The sequence below is a fragment of the Pseudomonas sp. GM41(2012) genome (assembly GCF_000282315.2).
Classification (GTDB): Bacteria; Pseudomonadota; Gammaproteobacteria; order Pseudomonadales; family Pseudomonadaceae; genus Aquipseudomonas.
In genome coordinates, this window is the sequence record NZ_AKJN02000011.1 from 314,605 (window position 1) to 334,214 (window position 19,610).

15 protein-coding genes are annotated in these 19,610 nt (G+C 58.6%); 10 read left to right on the top strand and 5 right to left on the bottom strand.

The window, feature by feature from the left end; translation table 11 throughout:
* Position 1: 1 nt before the first annotated feature.
* The 4 genes from PMI27_RS01480 to PMI27_RS01465 are packed head-to-tail and all read left to right on the top strand — an operon-like array spanning position 2 to position 3,825.
* Positions 2–1,222, top strand: a complete 1,221-nt coding sequence (locus PMI27_RS01480) for a hypothetical protein (protein ID WP_008147838.1) — start codon at positions 2–4, stop codon at positions 1,220–1,222.
* A 59-nt stretch (positions 1,223–1,281) separates the two neighbouring features.
* Positions 1,282–2,028 (top strand): hypothetical protein, encoded by a 747-nt coding sequence (locus PMI27_RS01475; RefSeq protein ID WP_008147839.1) that lies wholly within the window; start codon positions 1,282–1,284, stop codon positions 2,026–2,028.
* 14 nt (positions 2,029–2,042) lie between these two features.
* Entirely contained in the window at positions 2,043–2,555 is a 513-nt protein-coding gene (locus tag PMI27_RS01470) for a CS1 type fimbrial major subunit (protein ID WP_008147840.1), read from the top strand.
* Positions 2,556–2,601: 46 nt separating this feature from the next.
* Positions 2,602–3,825, top strand: coding sequence for a hypothetical protein (locus tag PMI27_RS01465; protein ID WP_008147841.1), 1,224 nt, complete (start codon positions 2,602–2,604; stop codon positions 3,823–3,825).
* 99 nt (positions 3,826–3,924) lie between these two features.
* Here PMI27_RS01465 and PMI27_RS01460 read toward each other — a convergent pair whose 3' ends face one another.
* Positions 3,925–7,041 carry a transglycosylase domain-containing protein gene (locus tag PMI27_RS01460; protein ID WP_008147843.1) on the bottom strand — a complete coding sequence of 1,039 codons (3,117 nt, stop codon included), beginning with the start codon at positions 7,039–7,041 and terminating at the stop codon, positions 3,925–3,927.
* Between the two features lie 714 nt (positions 7,042–7,755).
* Here PMI27_RS01460 and PMI27_RS01455 point away from each other — a divergent pair.
* Positions 7,756–9,174 carry an amino acid permease gene (locus PMI27_RS01455; protein WP_008147845.1) on the top strand — a complete coding sequence of 473 codons (1,419 nt, stop codon included), beginning with the start codon at positions 7,756–7,758 and terminating at the stop codon, positions 9,172–9,174.
* Between the two features lie 178 nt (positions 9,175–9,352).
* Here PMI27_RS01455 and PMI27_RS01450 read toward each other — a convergent pair whose 3' ends face one another.
* Positions 9,353–10,477 (bottom strand): OpgC family protein, encoded by a 1,125-nt coding sequence (locus tag PMI27_RS01450; protein ID WP_008147847.1) that lies wholly within the window; start codon positions 10,475–10,477, stop codon positions 9,353–9,355.
* A 236-nt stretch (positions 10,478–10,713) separates the two neighbouring features.
* Between PMI27_RS01450 and PMI27_RS01445 the strand changes: the two genes are divergently transcribed.
* From PMI27_RS01445 to PMI27_RS01435, 3 genes are read left to right on the top strand one after another with little or no spacing between them, the layout of a single operon-like run.
* The gene (locus tag PMI27_RS01445) at positions 10,714–11,088 is read left to right on the top strand and encodes a GtrA family protein (protein WP_008147849.1); all 375 of its coding nucleotides are present in this window, start codon (positions 10,714–10,716) and stop codon (positions 11,086–11,088) included.
* Positions 11,085–12,026, top strand: coding sequence for a glycosyltransferase family 2 protein (locus PMI27_RS01440; protein WP_008147851.1), 942 nt, complete (start codon positions 11,085–11,087; stop codon positions 12,024–12,026). Before PMI27_RS01445 ends, PMI27_RS01440 begins: the two co-directional genes overlap by 4 nt.
* 1 nt (position 12,027) lies before the next feature.
* The gene (locus PMI27_RS01435) at positions 12,028–13,536 is read left to right on the top strand and encodes a glucosyltransferase domain-containing protein (RefSeq protein WP_008147853.1); all 1,509 of its coding nucleotides are present in this window, start codon (positions 12,028–12,030) and stop codon (positions 13,534–13,536) included.
* 25 nt (positions 13,537–13,561) lie between these two features.
* On the opposite strand, the gene PMI27_RS01430 is transcribed toward PMI27_RS01435, so the two are convergent.
* Positions 13,562–15,181 (bottom strand): FMN-binding glutamate synthase family protein, encoded by a 1,620-nt coding sequence (locus PMI27_RS01430; protein ID WP_008147855.1) that lies wholly within the window; start codon positions 15,179–15,181, stop codon positions 13,562–13,564.
* Positions 15,182–15,359: 178 nt separating this feature from the next.
* Positions 15,360–16,160, bottom strand: a complete 801-nt coding sequence (locus PMI27_RS01425; protein WP_008147857.1) for a helix-turn-helix transcriptional regulator — start codon at positions 16,158–16,160, stop codon at positions 15,360–15,362.
* A gap of 124 nt (positions 16,161–16,284) precedes the next feature.
* Here PMI27_RS01425 and PMI27_RS01420 point away from each other — a divergent pair, with 124 nt between their 5' ends.
* Together PMI27_RS01420 and PMI27_RS01415 are read left to right on the top strand one after the other, a co-directional pair.
* Complete coding sequence (locus tag PMI27_RS01420; protein ID WP_008147859.1) at positions 16,285–17,106, top strand: carbon-nitrogen hydrolase family protein; 822 nt, start codon at positions 16,285–16,287, stop codon at positions 17,104–17,106.
* Positions 17,107–17,483: 377 nt separating this feature from the next.
* A complete protein-coding gene (locus PMI27_RS01415) occupies positions 17,484–18,809 on the top strand; it encodes an APC family permease (protein WP_008147862.1) in 1,326 nt (441 codons plus the stop codon).
* A gap of 108 nt (positions 18,810–18,917) precedes the next feature.
* Here PMI27_RS01415 and PMI27_RS32590 read toward each other — a convergent pair whose 3' ends face one another.
* Positions 18,918–19,580: an ATP-binding protein gene (locus tag PMI27_RS32590; RefSeq protein WP_443200791.1), complete on the bottom strand. Its 663-nt coding sequence runs from the start codon at positions 19,578–19,580 to the stop codon at positions 18,918–18,920.
* Positions 19,581–19,610: the final 30 nt, after the last annotated feature.

Consider the following 19,610-nt stretch of genomic DNA (forward strand, 5'->3'; position numbering starts at 1 on the left):
CATGAAAATCTCTACTATCGGCCTGGCGCTGGCGATGACGCTGGTGGTTCCATCGGTGGGGGCGGTGAATCAGGAGATCCGGGCGGTGTTCATCCCCGACTCATCGCAGCCGCAAAAAAACGTATTCATCAACAGGACCCCGAACAGCGGCTATTGCGCGACTTACCCTGACCAGTGCCGGGAAAACAATATGTTCAGCATTCGTTTGCCGTTTCGCTTTGGGCCCAGGGCAAACATCGGGCGTCTGGATCTCATCCCTCTGAAAGTACCGGCCAATTGGCGACAACTGACGGTGACGAACAGGCAAACGATGGAAACCGAAACGGTCGAGGTGCGCATTACCGGTGTAGGTTCCGAATACGTGCTGAGTCATTCAGCCGCCAGCCTGGTCGGCGTGACAGACATACTCGATGGACATCAGAAGCTGTGGTTCGGCAGTAGCTGGGTCTACGCGCCGTCTCCTTGCGAGTACAGCGGTGTAGGGGCGTACGGACCCAATACCTATCGATTCTTCTGGAAAACCCCGGTAGAGGCGGCCTGCAACAAAAGAACCAACTTTGCTATCCCGCACATGTCTTTCGAAACTCTGGATATTGCCTATGAATTGCGCACGCCTAACCCGTTGGGAATGTCGAGCGGGCTCTATACCGGCTCGATGAACTATCGGATCGGCCAGGGCGCCGATTTCGACATCGGCGGCATGCCTGCGGACGACAGCAACCTGACCCTGGACTTCGTGCTGGACGTACTGCACACCCTGAAGGTCGATCTTCCTCCTGGCGGGGAAAAAATCCGATTGACCCCGGCAGGTGGCTGGCAAAGCTGGTTGCAGGAAGGGCGCAAGCCTGTGCGGTTGTTCTGGGACCAGAGTTTTCATATCTCGGCGTCGACGCGTTTCAAAATGCACCTGGAATGCGAAATTGCCATGAACCCTTATGAGTGCATGATCCTGGACCGCAAGACCGGACGTGCGGTTGAGGTGCAGGTCAGCACCACGCTGCCAAATGGCCTGGCCGACCTCGCCGGTCAACCGGTCAAGCATCGTCGGCTACGTGCCGGTGCATCGAATGCCCAGCAGTTTCAACCGGGTTTCTATGTGGACAGACGTCCAGGCGTCCTGCACTTCGAAATTCCGCCCAGCCAGATGGGTTTCATGCTCAGCCCCGGTCAGGCGGGCTACTACGCCGGCAACGTCACGGTGATCTGGGATTCGGATCTTTGATGGATTGCGTAGCGCCAGGTGCCATCCGTGTTGTGTTCAATGTCATGAGGTTCAAGGGTATGAAACGTTTGTGGTTACTGTTGGGTTTGAGCGGTTTTTCCTTGGGTCTTCAGGCCGGGCCGCAGATCAACGTCGGAACGGTTTACGACTATCTGGATGGTGACAAGAGCACGTACCTCAAGCGTGTGTTCAACAGCGGTGACAGCACCGCGTTCGTCAAAGTCAACATTCTGGAAATCCTCTACGACGCCGATGGAGCGCCCCGTGAAGTGCCAGTCAAGACACAGGCGGATGAGAGTGGCCGCGATGGCTTGATGGCCAGTCCCGCGCGGTTGATCGTGCCGGCCAATGGCATGCAGGGCACACGCTTGCTGCTGATGGGCAATCGGGACACCGAACGATATTTTCGTGTGCGTTTTGTGCCGGTGGTGCCGGAAAAGGAAGACGAGTTTGCGGTGTCCAGCGACGAACGCGATGAGTACAAAAAGAACTTGTCGGCGGGGGTCAACGTCATGACCGGGTTTGGCACGGTGTTCTTCGTGCGGCCAAAGGACAGTCGTTTCGACAGCGTGATCGATGACGCAGCCGAGCGTTACACGCTGCGCAATAACGGCAATACGGTGGTGGTGGTCGATGAGTTTCGCAACTGCTCGCTGAAGGATGAGACCGAGTGCGAGCCGACCACCAAACACCACGTCCTCGCGGGCAAGTCCTTCGAATTCGAGAAGAAGCCCGGTCGCGAGTACCGCTTCAATCTGATCGAGGGCGACGCGAAAAAGACGTTGCGCATCGCCAGCAAGCAATGATGAGGTCATCGGTGATGCACCAGATAACTGACAGGATCAAGCAAGCGACCATCGCCGGGTGCATGAGTGTCTTGACGCTGATAAGTGCTTGCGCCTTCGCGGCGCGAGAGGAACACACGTTCGAAGTGTCGGCGGATATTCCGACCTTGGGGTTTTATATCATTCCGACCGAGACGGACTGGATTCACCGGCCGCAGCAGTTGATCTGGAACCCTTCGACATCGACCCTGAACAGCGTGCGCAAGTATTTCGATGTGCGGCATGACACCAGCGCCATTGAAGCGCGCCTGGAGGTCGTCCCCTTCCTGTCGAATGGCAGGCCGGTTGACGACATTTTGTTGCGGGTCAGTTTCAACGGGGTGTGGTTGGGCCTTTCTCCACAGCGGGTGGTGTCGGCGGCTGAAGCAGCGACAGGCGCGCGGGTGTTGCTTGAAATTGCTCCGGTGATACCGTTCGGGGGATACCGCCCGGGGGATTACAACGGCAACGTACTGTTGTTGTTCAACGCCAGAGCGCCGGGGGAGTGAGCGCGGGCCGACATCATCTCTACCGAATAGAAGACGGGTTAAATCCATGAAAATGTCTGCGTGTGGTCTGGCGTTATTGATGGTAATGGCGGCGCCTTCGGCAGAGGCGGCGAATCGGGAGATCACGGCGTTGTTCCAGCCCGATCCGTCGCAGCCGAGTAAAAACGTGTTCATCAACAAAACACCGAACAGTGGATACTGTGCCAGCTACCCGGTTCAATGCTCCCGATACAATATGTTCAGTATTGAGTTGCCGATTCGTTTCGACTCCACTCGCGCTATAGAGCCGGGTGAAGGCGTTCCGTTAAAGGTACCGGCCAACTGGCGGCAGCTGACGATTACCAACGCCCAGACCCGGGAAACGGAGTTGGTTGAAGTGCGCATAATCGGCATCGGCTCCAGATTCTTCCTGAGTGATTCAGCTGCCAATCTGGTCGGGGTGACGGACATTCTCGAAGGCCATCGCAAGCTTTGGGAAGGGCTGGGCTGGGTCAATGCGCCACTCCCTTGTCAAGTCAGCGGCGTAGGGGCGTATGGCCCCGAATGGTATCGTTTTTTCTGGAGAGCGCCAGTGGAAGCGTCCTGTGTCAAAGTGCCCCTTTTCAAAATCCCGTCCATGTATTTCGATACGCTCGATTTTGCCTATGAATTGCGCACGCCCAATCCATTGAGCATGTCGAGCGGGCTCTATACCGGTGCCATTACCTACACCATGGGCTCCGGAGCCGATTTTGATTTTGGACCGTACATGGTTCCAGACGACGGCAGCCTGACCCTGGACTTCGTCCTCGACGTACAACACACCTTGAAGGTGGATATTCCGCCCAGTGGCAATCGAGTCTTGCTGGAACCGCAAGGCGGTTGGCAATCCTGGCTGGAGCAGGGTCGTAAACCGACACGATTATCGCGCGATCAGACATTTAATATCTCTGCGTCGAGCCGCTTCAAGATGAGCCTGCAATGCCAATACTACAGCGATATCAACTGTGCACTGTGGGAGCCCGCCTCCGGTCACGCGGTGCCGCTTGAAGTCAGCGTCACTTTGCCGAACGGGATCGTGGATGCGGCGGGGCAGCCGGTGAATCGTCGCCGCCTGCGACGTGATGGCGTTGGCACCGAGTTGTTTCAACCTGGCATTTACCTGGATCGCAAACCCGGTACCCTGCATTTCGAAGTGCCCCGCGAGGCCGTTCAGGAAATGATCCATCCGGGCACCTCCCGAAGCTATTCGGGCAATGTCACGGTTATTTGGGACTCGGAAGTGGGCTGATTGACGTAGAGATAAAAAAACAGCGCCGAGTGATAAGCCTCGGCGCTATCCAGTATTCAAATCTGAAAAATAGTTAAATACCACCTGCTGCGCAAAAGCTCACAGTCGCGATGTCGGAACCGGCGCACACGCGACACTGCTACCCGGTTGCAGGTACGGCATCAGAATCGGCGCCATCCCCTTGAGCACTTGCACCGGCAGGGCCGAGGTGAACTTGAACGCTTCGGCCGATTGCCCGGGCACGAACGCCGTCATCGTGCCGAAGTGACTGTCGCCGATGTAGAACACGAAGGTCGCGGTGCGGTTAATGGATTTCGAACTCAGAATTCGCCCACCTGAGCCGAAGGCTTCGATGCGGTTATCGCCCGTACCGGTTTTACCGCCCATGGCCAATGGTTTGCCATCAGGCGTTACGAAACTGCCGGAGATACGTTTGGCTGTACCGGCATCCACCACTTGCGACAACGCTTCGCGCATGGCGGCGGCCACCTCGGAAGGCATCACCCGTTTACCGACATCCGGGTCATTGATCAGTTTGGTTTCATACGGCGTGTTCGCCGCGAAGTGCAGGCTGTCGATGCGCAGTGTCGGCATGCGCACGCCGTCGTTGAGGATGGTACCGATCAGCTCCGCCAAGGCTGCCGGACGGTCGCCGGAACTGCCGATGGCGGTGGCCAGCGACGGTACCAGGTGATCGAACGGATAGCCGACTTTCTGCCAGCGCTGGTGAATGTCGAGGAACGCCTCGATCTCCAGCATGGTGCGAATGCGGCTGTCGCGGGCACCCTTGTGGCGGCTTTTGAACAGCCAGCTGTAGACTTCCTGGCGTTCGAACTGGCTGGCTTTGACGATCTGGCTGAACTTGGCATCCGGGTTGTTCAGCAGGTAACCCATCAACCACAAATCGAGCGGGTGGACCTTGGCGATGAAGCCCTGGTCCGGCAAATCGTAGGCGCCAGGGCCGTAGCTTTCGTAAAGCCGCTGGAGTCGTTCGTCAGTCAGTTTTTCGGTGAGCTTGGCGCCTTTCAGGTGCGAGCGCACGAACATGTTGAAGCTTTCCTGGCTGGCCTGTGGCAACAGATAACGATGCACTGCGGCCATGCGAATCGGGGTCGGGCGCATGCTGTCGAGGAATGTCTCGAGCCGCGCCTGGGTGTCCTTGTTCTTGTACTTCTTCCAGAATTTCAGCAGGAACGACGTGCCTTCGCGGTCGGCAAACGAAGCCAGGTATTCCTGGCGCCGAGGGTCGCGGTCGTCCTTGAGCAATTCGGCGCTGCTGTTGGCGCCTGAATACGTGGTGTAGCGCACCAGGTCACGCATCAGCCGAATGAACGGCAGGTTGATCGACTCGCGCAGGGCATCGCGCAGGGTAGGGAGACGGCCGTTGTCTTCTTTGCGAAAGTTAACGAAGGTGTGCAGCCCGCCACCGGTGAAAAAAGCTTCACCGGGGCTGGCCGAGTATTTGCGATCCAGTGCAGCGCCGAGCATGGCTGGCAAGTTGCGGTCTTTGTTCTGGATCAGGTAATCGACGGCCCAGCGACTCAGGCGGTCCTGATCAGGGACGTCGACCTTCTTCAGTTCCGGGATGGTCATCGTTGCGTATTTATCGTGCAGCTCGGCCATGATCTGCAAATAGGTGGTCAGCACACGCATCTTGGCGGTGGAGCCCAGCTCCAGCTTGCTGCCTTCATTGATATCGAACGGCTGGTCGGTGCTGTCGGTCTGCACCCGCACCCGCGAGCCGTCCGGGGTCAGTTCGAACAGCGTGAAGCTGTAGCGCACCTGGGTGGTGCTGGTGGGAGTCAGCAGGCGTTCGCCCATCAAGCCGATCTGCGCCGCAAACACAGGGTCGGCCAGATGCTTCAGGTACTCGGTAGCCTGGGTTTGCAATTCGCCTTGCAGGGTGCTGGTGGCGGAAAGATCAAGGCGATCGAGGTCGTACAGCGGACGGTTGAGCAACCCGCCCAGACGACTGCGAGCCACGCTGATGCCTTTGTTGGTTTCGATCGGCTGAATGGTTGGCTGCGTTTGCCAGTCGCGATAGGTCACTTTGCTGGCCAATGCCGCTGCCGCGAGTGGCGCATCGATCACGTCATTCTGTGCCAGCAGGCGAATGTGGCTGTCGGTGAGGTCGGCCAGTTCCTCGCGCCCCTTGGTCAGGTAGTGGGAAGGGCGACGCTGGGCAATCATCAAAGACAGCATCTCACGCAGGGCCAGACCTTTTTCCGACATGCTTTTCGGATCTGTCTCCTTGCTGGCCAGCCGCTCGTTGGCCTGGTTGAAATCAGCGCCGTACCAGACGCGCAAACCTTCGGCCATGCCATGCACTTCACCGTGGCCCGGTACTGCCGACAGGGGCACGCTGTTGAGGTAGTCGCGAATCACGTTCTGCCGGGCTTCGAGGGTCTCCGGTCCGGCCTGATAGGCGCGCACACTGGCAGAAATCATCTGACGGATTTTTTCCCCGCCCGACACGGTCAGGCCATCGGGCGAATGCCGGTACTTCTCAAGTTGCGTTGCCAGGGTACTGCCGCCCGCCGACTGGCCCGGCAGGTGCATCAACTTGGCGACCTGGGACCACGCCGCCATGCCGAACCGAGGCCAGTCCACGGCAGGGTTGGCCCGGGGCTGACGGGGATCGAGCAGAAAGCGGTTTTCGATGAACAGCAAACTGTTGACCACCACGGGGGGGATCGCCGCAAAGCTTGAATACAGTTGTTGTGGGTACTTGTACTGGTAAAGCGGTGCCGCACGGCAATCGGTGATCACCAATCCAGCCTGGATTTTCTCCGCGTAGGGCACGAAAAAGCCCTTGTCGGTGTAGTCCATCAACTTTTGCGAAAACCGGGTCTGTGACGCCACAACATAGTCACGCTTGATCAGACGCGGCAGGAACTCATCCAGAGAGCTGTAGCCCAGACGCAGGTCGAAAGGACCGGCACCGGGATAGCGAATGGCATCGCTGGGGCCGGGTTTCAGCTCGTAGCTGAGGGTGGCGGCGTATTGGCTGAGTTCCCGGGATTGGAACTTCGACGTGCGCATTTCCTTGGCGGCGGCCAGCCCCAGGACAACCAGGATAATCAGCAACAACAACCAGAACGCACCCCAGCCGTGCTTTGTGCGACTGCTTCGGGGTTTTTCAGGTAAAGGCGCTTCGTCCATACGTTCAGTCGGAACCACATTTTTACTCGAATCGGTTTGCCACAAAGCGCCCATAGTCGACTGATCCATTCACGCAGATTGAGAGGACTTGTCTGAAGCTTAGACGGTGGTTGGCGTTGGTGAAAAAATTGTGAATACACAAATATCGATTTCCCATCATTCCCTGTGCCGAAGGCGCTTTTGTGGTGAGGGGGCTTTATGTGGTGAGGGGAATTTATGTGGTGAGGGGGTTTCTGTGGCGAGGGGGCTTGCCCCCGTTGGACTGCGAAGCAGTCCCATCAGGAACATCGCGTGTACCGGTTTTACGACTGCTGCGCAGCCGAACGGGGCGATGCGGCGTTCCGACAAGCCCCCTCGCCACAAAAGCCCCCTAGCCACAGCAAGCTCACTCGTCATGCGCGGTGGGGAGTCTGAAATGCCTGAACCAGAGCCATCGGGCTGTAAATTCTGCGCAGGAAGGGGCATGACGATGCACCATTACCGTGCAATACTCCGTGCCGTTTCATTGGCGAATAATCCTACTTAATGCAGGTAATGCCCCTCCGTAAACCGGACTTTTACCGAGAGTTCTCGCTGAATGTTGTGGTTTATAGAGTGAAAAACCCTGTAGGAAGCTTTTTATACTGCACGCCCCGCTGATCTTGCAGGTTTTGTCCTGCAAGACGGGTTTGCCCACGAAGCAGGCCCGGTTTCAAAAAAGCATTGGCTTACCGGTCAGCGCTTCGACACTCGGTGGTCATATCCAATAACAAGATGAGGTTGTACCCCATGCCAGGCAATCACCTGCCCAATGGCGAGACCGCTCAAGGCGGCCCGCTCAAACGCGAACTCGGCGAACGGCATATTCGCTTGATGGCGCTCGGTGCCTGTATCGGCGTCGGTCTGTTCCTCGGTTCGGCCAAAGCCATCGAGATGGCTGGTCCGGCAATCATGCTTTCTTACATCATCGGCGGTCTGGCGATCCTTGTGATCATGCGCGCCCTCGGCGAGATGGCGGTGCACAACCCGGTCGCCGGCTCCTTCAGCCGGTATGCTCAAGACTACCTCGGCCCATTGGCGGGCTTCCTGACCGGTTGGAATTACTGGTTCCTGTGGCTGGTGACCTGCGTTGCGGAAATCACCGCGGTGGCGGTGTACATGGGCGTCTGGTTCCCCGATGTGCCGCGCTGGATCTGGGCGCTCGCCGCGCTGATCAGCATGGGCTCGATCAACCTGATCGCGGTGAAAGCCTTCGGTGAGTTCGAATTCTGGTTCGCCCTGATCAAGATCGTCACCATCATTGCGATGGTGGTTGGCGGCATCGGCGTGATCGCGTTCGGCTTCGGCAACGACGGTGTGGCGCTGGGGATTTCCAATCTCTGGGCACACGGCGGCTTCATGCCCAACGGCGTGCAGGGCGTGTTGATGTCCCTGCAAATGGTGATGTTCGCCTACCTCGGCGTCGAGATGATCGGCCTGACCGCGGGTGAAGCGAAGAACCCGCAGAAGACCATTCCCAATGCGATCGGCTCGGTGTTCTGGCGGATTCTGCTGTTCTACGTCGGCGCGTTGTTCGTGATCCTGTCGATCTACCCGTGGAACGAAATCGGCACCCAGGGCAGCCCGTTCGTGATGACCTTCGAGCGTCTGGGCATCAAGACCGCCGCCGGCATCATCAACTTCGTGGTGATTACCGCGGCACTGTCGTCCTGCAACGGTGGCATCTTCAGCACCGGGCGCATGCTGTACAGCCTGGCGCAGAACGGTCAGGCCCCGGCCGGCTTCGCCAAGACCTCGAACAACGGTGTGCCGCGTCGCGCGTTGCTGTTGTCGATCTTCGTGCTGTTATTGGGTGTGCTGCTCAACTACATGGTCCCGGAGAAAGTGTTCGTCTGGGTGACGGCGATTGCCACCTTCGGCGCGATTTGGACCTGGGTGATGATCCTGCTGGCCCAGCTCAAGTTCCGCCAAGGCCTGAGCGCCAGCGAACGTGCCGGTCTGAAATACAAGATGTGGCTGTACCCGGTCAGCTCGTACCTGGCGCTGGCGTTTTTGGTGCTGGTGGTTGGCCTGATGGCGTACTTCCCGGACACTCGCGTGGCGCTCTATGTGGGCCCGGCGTTCCTGGTGCTGCTGACGGTGTTGTTCTACGTGTTCAAGCTGCAACCGACCAATGTGTCGCAGGGTGCGGTGCGTTCGGCTTCGTAAGTCGTAACGCCTGAAATGAAAAAGCCCCGGTCGTGATGATCGGGGCTTTTGCGTTTGGAGGGTCAAAAGATCGCAGCCTCGTTTCACTCGACAGCTCCTACAGGAATCGCGAGGACGATCGGCAAACACATTTCCCTGTAGGAGCTGTCGAGTGAAACGAGGCTGCGATCTCTTGATCTTAAGCGGCCGCCACCGACATTTGCCGATTCAACCGCTTGTTGAAATCCAGCCACGCCCCCAGCAACGCCATCACCCCGGCACCCACCAACGCGGTGAAAACCTGCATGGCAAATGCGTCGTCGGTCAGGGCGTTGAGCATGTCCGCCAACGGCGCCAACAGCACGCCGAGGCAGAAAACTTCCAGTGAGTAGCGCCCCATGCGGCAGCATTGCTGCGCCAGCCAGTTTTGCGTCCAGCCGTTGCCGGGCAAGAGCCTGGCGGTGACATAGGCCAGCGCCAGGAAGTGCAGCAGACGGACTGGCGACAGATCGGTCTTGCTGATCGGGTACAGCAGGTTGCTCAGGCTGGCAGGCATCAGGGCATCGTGTATTTCCGGCCAGCGCCAGGAGACAGTAATCACCCCGGTCACCACCACGTACACCGCCGCGCTGACAAACAAGGGCTGGCGCAACAGCGGGCGAGTGTCGGGCAACCGTGGCCGCAGCCCGTGAATCGCCATAAAGCCGCCGAGGATAAACAGCAGTTGCCAGGTGACGGGGTTGAAGTACCACACACCGTCCTTGATGGCCGCCAGGTTCCAGCCAAACCGCGGTGCCAGCACGTACACCGCCAATGACACCGCTACCACCGCCCACGGCTTGCGCACCAGCAACGGCAGGACCAGTGGCAATCCCGCCAGCAGCACGATGTACAGCGGCAGCGGGTCCATCAGGTTCGGCTTGAAGCGCAGCAGTAACTCATCCGTCAACGCTTGCTGGGGGTTGGTGATGAAGTGATGCAAGCCCATTTCCTCCACCAGATCGCGGGTTTCCACATGGCTGTTGGCGAAGAACACGATGCCCATCAGCATGGCCAGCAGGAAAATATGGACCACGTAGAGCACCCAGGCGCGCCGCAGAATCTTCACGCAGGCGATCAGGTAACCATCGCGCGCAAGGATTTTGCCGTAGGCCAGGACGGCCGCGTAGCCGGCGAGAAACACGAATATTTCTGCGGCATCGCTGAAACCGAGATTGCGCAGGGTGATTTGGCCAAGGGGGTTGTGAGGCACGTGATCCCAAAAAATGAAGATCAGTGCCAGGCCGCGAAAAAAGTCGATTCGGTGATCGCGCTCAAACGTCATGACGGCAGGCTCGTGAACGGATGTGGGAATAAGGAGTATCAGAAGGCGTTGCGTGCAGCACATCGGCGGCGGCGCGCAGGGTGGCGTGATTCGCTGGCAATTGCAAAACCGGGATATTACGGGATGTCTCCAGGCATTCAGGCAAGCCCTGACCGCTGGTCTGAAAGGTCCGCCCACCTGTGATTTCTGACAGTAGACAAGTTCAAAGTTTTATGACGTGAAACGGGAGAATCGCCATGAGATTCTTGTGGAAAGGATTTTCCAGCTACACGGTAGTCGGGGTCGCCAACACGCTGATTCACTGGCAAATTTTTTTCCTGCTGAGCGTGGGGGCCGGCCTCAGTCAGGCTGTCAGCAACCTGGCTGCCTTCTGCGTTGCCGCCTCGTTTTCCTTCTACATGAACGCGCTGTATACCTTCGAAGCCAAGGCGTCGGTCGGCGGTTATCTTCTATTCTTGGGAACCATGGGGGCGCTGAGTCTGGGCGTTGGCCATGCAGGCGACGTGTGGAGACTTCATGGCCTGCTGACGGTGGCTATTTTTTCGGTATTGAGCCTGGTGCTTGGCTTTCTGTTTTCAAAGTACGTGGTCTTTCGCGAGCGTAACGCATGAAAGTCTCGTTGATCGTTCCGGTATTCAATGAAGAACAGGCGATCAGCCTGTTTTATCAGGCAGTGCGTCGCGAGTTGAGGCTTGACCAGGCCGAGGTCGAAATCGTGTTCATCAACGATGGCAGTTCCGACCGGACGGCGGAGGAGGTCAAGGCCTTGGCGCAGGCCGATGAACAGGTCTTACTGATCAACTTCTCGCGCAACTTCGGCAAGGAACCGGCGTTGTTCGCCGGCCTGGAATATGCCACCGGCGATGCGGTGATTCCCATGGATGTCGATTTGCAGGACCCGATCAGCGTTATCCCGCGGTTGATTGGCGAATGGCAAAAAGGCGCGGATGTGGTGCTTGCCAAGCGCCGGAATCGCACCGCCGACAGTTACCTGAAACGCCACAGCGCTTCGCTGTTCTACCGTGTGCTGAACCGCATCGCTTACACCCGCATCGAAGAAAACGTCGGGGATTTTCGACTGATGGATCGCAAGGTGGTCGACGTGATTCGCGCGCTGCCCGAGCACCAGTTGTTCATGAAAGGCGTGCTGTCGTGGGCCGGGTTCAACACCGTGGTGGTGGAATACGAACGCGCCGAGCGAGCGGCGGGCACCAGCAAGTTCAATGGCTGGAAACTCTGGAACCTGGCGCTGGAAGGCGTGACCTCGTTCAGTACGGTGCCGTTGCGCTTATGGACTTACATCGGTGGCGGAATTTCGATCTTCGCGGTGCTCTACGCGGTGTACATGGTGCTGGACAAGATTTTCTTCGGCAACAGCGTCCCCGGTTACCCGTCGTTGATGACGGCTATTCTGTTTCTCGGCGGCGTGCAGCTGATCGGTATCGGCATCCTCGGTGAGTACGTCGGCCGCATCTACATCGAAGCCAAGCATCGGCCGCGTTATGTGGTGAAAGACATCGTCGGCGGCAAAGACCGGCTCGGGATTTAGCATGGGCAGGTTCAGCGACTTTTTCAGCAAAGAACTCGGGCGCCGGCAGGTCTGGCTGTTTTTTCTGTTGGCGACCTTTGTGTATGTGGTGCCGCTGCTCCTCGCGGACTATCCGTATATCGATGACAACTGGCGATCGTTGTCGGCCGGTATGGCCTGGACGGAGCAGGGGCGGTTGTTCAGCGAGCTGTTCTACAACGTGCTGACTTTCAGCAATGCCGCGCCGAACATCTTTCCGCTGCCACTGTTGATCGCCACACTGGCCATGGCCGCGGCGCTGACCAGCCTGACGTTTCATTATTACCCGCAACCGACGATTGCCTGCTGCCTGGTGACGCTACCACTCTGGTACAACCCGTTCTTTCTGCAAAACCTGTCTTATCAATACGACGGGCCCGCCATGGCGTTGAGCGTGGTGGCGGTCATCTATGCGATCACCTTTCGTCCCCCCTCGCGCATTCAGCAGTGGCTGGTGCCGTCCTTCCTGGTGGCCTTGGCGATAGGGCTGTATCAGGTGAGCTTCAATGTGTTTCTCGGGTTGTGTTGCGTGGAGGTACTCAGGGGCGCCAATGACAAACTGGCCTGGCCGCAATGGTGCGGGTTGATCGGCTGGAAAATTGCTCAGGCCTTCCTGGGCTGCCTGATTTACGCCGTCAGTGCTTATCCGTTCACTCAACACAATCGCACCCTGCTGCTGAACTGGAGCGCGGAGCCGTTGCTGCAATTGCACGTCAACATCGCCCGGGTGCTGGAAAAAGTCGTGCTGCTGTTTCACGGCGGATTTGCCTGGGTGTTCGCCGGGTTGTTGCTGTGCGCCATGGCTGGCGCGGTTCGCCTGGCTCTCAACGTCGTGGCGCGTCAGGACAGCACCGCGAACAAAATGCTGATCGGCCTGATCTGCGTGCTGGTATTACCGGTAGTGACTTTACTGGTGTCGGGTATGGCGCTGTTTTTCCGGGACTTCAATGAAGGCGCCAGGACCCTGATGGGCTTCGCGGTCCTGTTGGTGCTGTTGTTCTATTTGAGCCATCTGGCGCTGTCACGAATCCACCAGCGGATGCCGCTGTTGTTGATGGTTCCATTGCTGGCGATGCTTTCGATTTCGTATGCCTATGGGCGCGTGCTAACGGTGCAGAAAGCCTTCGCGACCAGTGCGTTGCTAAGTCTTGAACACGACATCGCGTCGAATCGACAGCTGCTTGAAGCCAAGCGCATATACATGTCAGTGACCTATTCCGATCACTGGCTGCGGGGAGCGGCGGGTTCGTTCAAGCAGATGCCAGTGCTGCACTATCTGCTGAACATCGACTTCTACATGCTGGCCGAGAACCTGCCGAAAGTGGGGATCACCAACGTCGTTGCGGAGAAGGAGCGACGTAACGCGACCCGGGTGGGTTATCAGCACTATCCGCCGCTGGTGGAGAGCCAGTACTACCGGATTTATCTGATTGGCGATTACGGTTTTATTGTTATGAAAGAGCCAGCGCCGATTAAGGCGCTGCACTGGTAAAGCGCGATGACTGGGGCCGTCGGGTTCAGGCCGCTACGACTTCATTAGGCTCAAAACTGTCCGCCCGCGCCATCTGCCACATCCGCGAGTAAAACTCGCCATTCACTTCACCGGTCAGCAACTCCCCCGGTTTCAAGAACACATGCAACTGCGAGAACAGTTTGATCTCGGTCGCCGACATGCGCCGTACCAAATGCTTGGCCGACAATTGCGAAGGGTGTTCCAACCCGGCAGCGGCGAGCATTTCGGCCAGGGCCTTGAGTGTGTTGCGGTGGAAGTTGAAGACGCGTTGGGCCTTGTCCGGGACGACGAGTGCGCGTTGGCGCAGGGTGTCCTGGGTGGCGACACCGGTCGGGCATTTGTTGGTGTGGCAGCTTTGCGACTGGATGCAGCCGATGGCGAACATGAAGCCGCGCGCCGAGTTAGCCCAGTCGGCGCCGATGGCCAGGACGCTGGCGATGTCGAAGGCGCTGACGATCTTGCCGCTGGCGCCGAGTTTGATTTTGTCCCGCAGGTTCAGGCCGACCAGCGTGTTGTGCACGAACAGCAGGCCTTCGCGCATCGGCACACCAATGTGGTCGGTGAATTCCACGGGCGCGGCGCCGGTGCCGCCTTCCTTGCCATCGACCACGATGAAGTCGGGGAGGATGCCGGTTTCCAGCATGGCCTTGGCGATGCCCATGAATTCCCACGGGTGGCCCAGGCAGAACTTGAAGCCCACCGGTTTGCCGCCGGACAGTTCACGCAGTTGCTGGATGAAGTGCATCAGTTCAATCGGCGTGGAAAACGCACTGTGGCGTGACGGCGAGATGCAATCTTCGCCCATCAGGATGCCGCGGGTTTCGGCGATTTCCTTGGTGACTTTGTGCTTGGGCAGGATCCCGCCATGACCAGGCTTGGCGCCCTGGCTCATCTTGATTTCGATCATCCGCACTTGCGGCGTCTGCGCTTGTACGGCGAAGCGTTCAGGGTCGAAGCGCCCGTCAGCGGTGCGACAGCCGAAGTAGCCGCTGCCGAGTTCCCAGGTCAAGTCGCCGCCGTTCTCCCGGTGATAGGCGCTGATGCTGCCTTCGCCGGTGTCGTGGGCGAAGTTGCCGAGTTTCGCCCCTTGGTTCAACGCGCGAATGGCGTTGGCGCTGAGGGAGCCGAAGCTCATGGCCGAGATGTTGAACACCGACGCCGAGTACGGCTGCATGCACTGCGGGCCGCCGACCGTTACCCGGAAACTGCTCGGGTCGCTCAACGGCGCCGGGCGCATGGAGTGGCCGATGAATTCGAAACCCGACTGATACACATCGATCAAGGTGCCGAAGGGTTTGTCGGCGCTTTCGTTCTTGGCCCGTGAATAGACCAGCGAACGCTGAGCCCGGGAGAAGGGCAGGGCGTCGCTGTCGGACTCGAGAAGGTACTGGCGGATTTCCGGGCGAATACCCTCTACCAGATAGCGGATGTTGCCGAGAATCGGGTAATTACGGCGCACGGCGTGAGGGCTTTGCAGCAGATCGAACAGGCCCACGAGGCTGAGAATGCCGGTGACGACGGTGATCGGCCAGAGCCAGTCGTGCTCCAGGAAGGGCAGGCTGGCGAGGGTGAACATCACACAGACGGCAAAGAAGGCGTAGCGGCTCAGGAGTGACAGGCTCATACGGTTTCCTTGGGTTCGGACTCAATAATTTCAACGCAGCAGGGGCATGGATACACACAGATCCCTGTGGGAGTGAGCCTGCTCGCGATTGCGGTGGTTCAGTCGACATCAATGCTGAATGAAAGACCGCAATCGCGAGCAGGCTCGCTCCCACAGTAAAAAGCACTCCGCGTTGTAATCAGGCATTTTGTGCCTGGAGAAAAATCGAAAACAGCTCTGACTGGGATTTGATCCCCAGTTTGCTGTACATGTGTTTCTTATGGACTTTCACGGTTTCGACAGAGATTTCCAGCTTACGGGCGATTTCTTTACTGGAGCAACCGCTGAGCATCAAACGCCCGACATCCAGCTCCCGGGCGGTCAATTGCGCGCCTTTGAGTTGCTGCACTGACGCCTCCAGCTGCACGCGCCAGTCGACTTGCGGTGGTGCCGGTGCGAGGGCCACGACTTCGTTGATTTCGTAGGGCAGGCGCTGGCGCAACAGGCCAAGTACCCAAGGCTGGATCAGCGACAGCAAGGCAATCTGCTGGCCGCTGAAACGCTGCTTGCTGCCCAGTGACAGGCACAGCGTGCGGTCGCCTTCGAGTTGGCAATTGAACTGGATTTCATCGGCCACCACATTCAGACGAAAGTAGCGCTGGTAATACTCGGTCAGCTCGAAATGCTCCGGCGCCACTTCCGACAGGCGATAGAGCCCGGTGCGCGATTGCTCGCGACAGGCGATGTAGAACGGATCGAGCAGGTACAAACCGCGCAGATAGTCCTGGAACAACTGATCGGGACTGCCGTCCGCGCCCGGGCATTCGGCGAACACTTGCGGGTGCTGATCGGCGCTGAAAAGCAGCGCCACCCAGCTGTCGAAGGTCACGTACTGATCCAGCAACCGTACCAGCTGCGTCCAGAAATTGGGCTTGTCCAGGGCATCGATCAGTTGCCCGACCGAGCGGTGCCACGCGATGTCGTCTAACGAGAGTGTCATGCCTCTACCCCTATCGGGTTACCCCAGCGGCGTGATTCCCGGCCGCTGGCTTGCTGCGCATACTGGCGCACAGACACCGACCGGGCAATCTTTCTGCCAGCCTGGCGAAGAACAAGGAATACCCATGAAAGTCGAACTCGCCCAGTTGGCGGGCCGTGACAACGACACGGCTTACAACCTCGAACGCGCTCTGAAGGCGATGGCGGCCTGTGCTGCCGATACGCAGCTGATCGTGTTTCCCGAAACCCACCTGATGGGCTTCCCGACCCTCGAGGCGTTGGCCGAAACCGCCGAACCGCTGGACGGTCCGACCGTCAGCGCGATTCAAGCGGCCGCCCGTGAACGCAACATCGCCGTAGTGATCGGCATGGCCGAGAACGACAACGGCCGCTTCTACAACACCACGCTGCTGATCACCCCCGAAGGTATCGCGCTGAAATATCGCAAGACGCACCTGTGGGCGTCGGATCGCGGGGTGTTCGAGGCCGGCGACCGTTACGCCACCTGTGAGTGGAACGGTGTGCGGGTTGGCCTGCTGATTTGCTACGACATCGAATTCCCGGAAACCGCCCGGGCCCTGGCGCAATTGGGGGCCGAACTGTTGATCGTCACCAACGGCAACATGGACCCTTACGGCCCGACTCACCGCACCGCGATCATGGCCCGCGCCCAGGAAAACCAGGCGTTTGCGCTGATGGTCAACCGGGTGGAAGAGGGCGATGGCGGGTTGGTGTTTGCGGGCGGCAGTGCGCTGGTGGATCCGCTGGGGACTTTGTTGTTCGAGGCCGGACGGGAGGAGGGGCAGTTTGCAGTGGAGCTGGACCTGAATCAGCTGACGGCGGCGCGGCAGGATTATCGGTATCTGGATGATCAGCGGCTGCGGTTGCCGGGGGAGATTGTTGAGCATGCTTGTGGATTGCGGGAGCTGATGATTCCTTCGCGCTAGGAAATATGCGGGGTGTCAGTTCTAACCACCCCTCACCCTAACCCTCTCCCCAAGGGGTAGAGGGGACTGACCGAGGTGATGCAAAGCTCTACATCGACCTGAATAACCGAGTCGAACTCAGGATTTGAAAAGCATGGAGATCTGCCCCCTTTCCCCTCTCTCCCGGAGGGAGAGGGGACTGACCGAGGTGATGCAAAGCTCTACATCGACCTGAATAACCGAGTCGAACTCAGGATTTGAAAAGCATGGATATCTACCCCCTTTCCCCCTCTCCCCCGTGGGGAGAGGGCTGGGGTGAGGGGTGGCTTTTGAAGTAGACGTAAATTTTTGCCGAACTCGGCTCTGCCATAAATCTAATAAATTCGGAGTAGTCGCTCATGGCTCATTTGCAACGCACCCTGTCATTGGGGTCGGTGGTGCTGTTCGGCATCGCCTACATGACGCCGATCATCGTGCTCGGCACCTTTGGCATCCTCGCTCAATCCACCGCCGGTATGGTCCCGGCCGCTTACCTGGCGGCGCTGGTGGCGATGTTTTTCACCGCCATGAGTTACGGCCGAATGGCCTCGGCGTTTCCTGTCGCTGGCTCGGCCTATAGCTATGTCCGCAAGGCGATCAGCCCGAAACTCGGTTTCATCGCCGGTTGGGCCGTGCTGCTCGACTACCTGTTCCTGCCGATGGCGATCTGGCTGATCGGCGCGGCCTACCTCAACTCCGCGTTCCCGGCCGTGCCGCAGTGGATCTGGGTGCTGGCGTTCATCGGCATCACCAGCGCGATCAACATCGTCGGTCTGAAACTGGCCAACGGCATCAACGCGTTACTGATGCTGGTGCAGTTCCTGGTGCTGATCGCCTTCGTTGCGCTGTGCGTTCATTACGTCGGTGGTGATGCGAGCACGCCGTTGTGGTCGGTCAAACCGTTCTTCAACGGTGACATGCAGATGCCGCTGATCATGAGCGGTGCAGCCATCGCCTGTTATTCATTCCTCGGGTTTGACGCGGTCAGCACCCTGACCGAAGAAACCCGCGACCCGCGCCGCACCATCCCGCGAGCGATCATGCTGATCACCCTGATCGGCGGGTTGATCTTCGTCGGTGTGTCGTACTTCGTGCAGATCGCGCATCCGTCGTTCCAGTTCGACAGCGTCGACTCGGCGGCCTATGAAATTGCCCGCAACATTGGTGGTGACCTGTTCGTGTCGATCTTCCTGATCGGCCTGATCGTCGGCCAGTTTGCGTCGGGCCTGTCGGCTCAGGCCAGCGGCTCGCGGTTGTTGTTCGCCATGGGCCGTGATGGCGTGCTGCCAAAATCGTTCTTCGGCACCTTGCATGAACGCTTTGGCACGCCGGTCAACAGCATCCTGCTGTGCGCCGTGGTCGCTTTGCTGGCGCTGAAACTGGACGTCACCACCTCAACCTCGTTCATCAACTTCGGCGCGTTCCTGGCGTTCAGTCTGGTGAACCTGTCGGTGATCTTTCACTACTGGATCGGCGGTGAGCACAAAGGGATGCGTGAATTCGTGTTGTTCCTGCTGTTCCCGTTTATCGGTCTGGCGGCGGATTTGTGGCTGATGGTCAGCCTCGATCACCTGGCGATCTATCTGGGATTGAGCTGGCTGGCGATTGGCGTGGTGTACCTGGCGGTGTTGACCGGCGGCTTCCGTCGCCAGCCACCGGAGATGGATTTCCAGGAAGCCACCTGACCCCCACCCCTGTAGGAGCAAAGCTTGCTCGCGATCGCAGTGTGTCAGTCGACATTAATAGTGACTGACACACCGCGATCGCGAGCAAGCTTTGCTCCTACAGGGGGTTCAGAGTTTGGATTGGTGAATCGGCAACTGGACCCGAAACGTGGTTCCCACGCCCACTTCACTGCGCACCGTAATATCCCCCCGGTGTTTTTTCACGATGCCATAGGACAGGGACAACCCCAGCCCCGTCCCCTGGCCCACCGGTTTGGTGGTGAAGAACGGGTCGAAGATTTTTTGCAGGCAGTCCGGCGCAATACCGGCGCCGGTGTCTTCGACCTCGATCCACACCGTTTCCGCTTCAAGCCCGGTGCGCAAGGTGATGGTGCCGCGCTCCGGACCGATGGCCTGAGAGGCGTTGACGATCAGGTTCATGATCACCTGATTGATTTGCGAAGGCAGGCATTCGATGTCGGGCAACGCCTGATATTCCTTGAGCACATCGGCCTTGTACTTGAGTTCGTTGGCGACAATGTTCAAGGTCGATTCGATGCCCTGTTGCAGATTGGCCCACTGCCATTCCTGATTGGAGTCCACCCGGGAAAAGTCCTTCAGGTCCTTGACGATCTGCCCCACCCGGTTGATGCCGTCCTTGGATTCCTTGATCAGCAGCGGAATGTCCTCGCGCAGGAACTCCAGCTCGACCCGTTCGCGCAGTTGGTTCAAACGCTCGATGAGCTCGCTGGAGCCGATCGCCTCTTCCGCATCCCGATAGGCGTCGAGCATTTCCTGCAGTTGTTTGAAGTAGCCATCCAG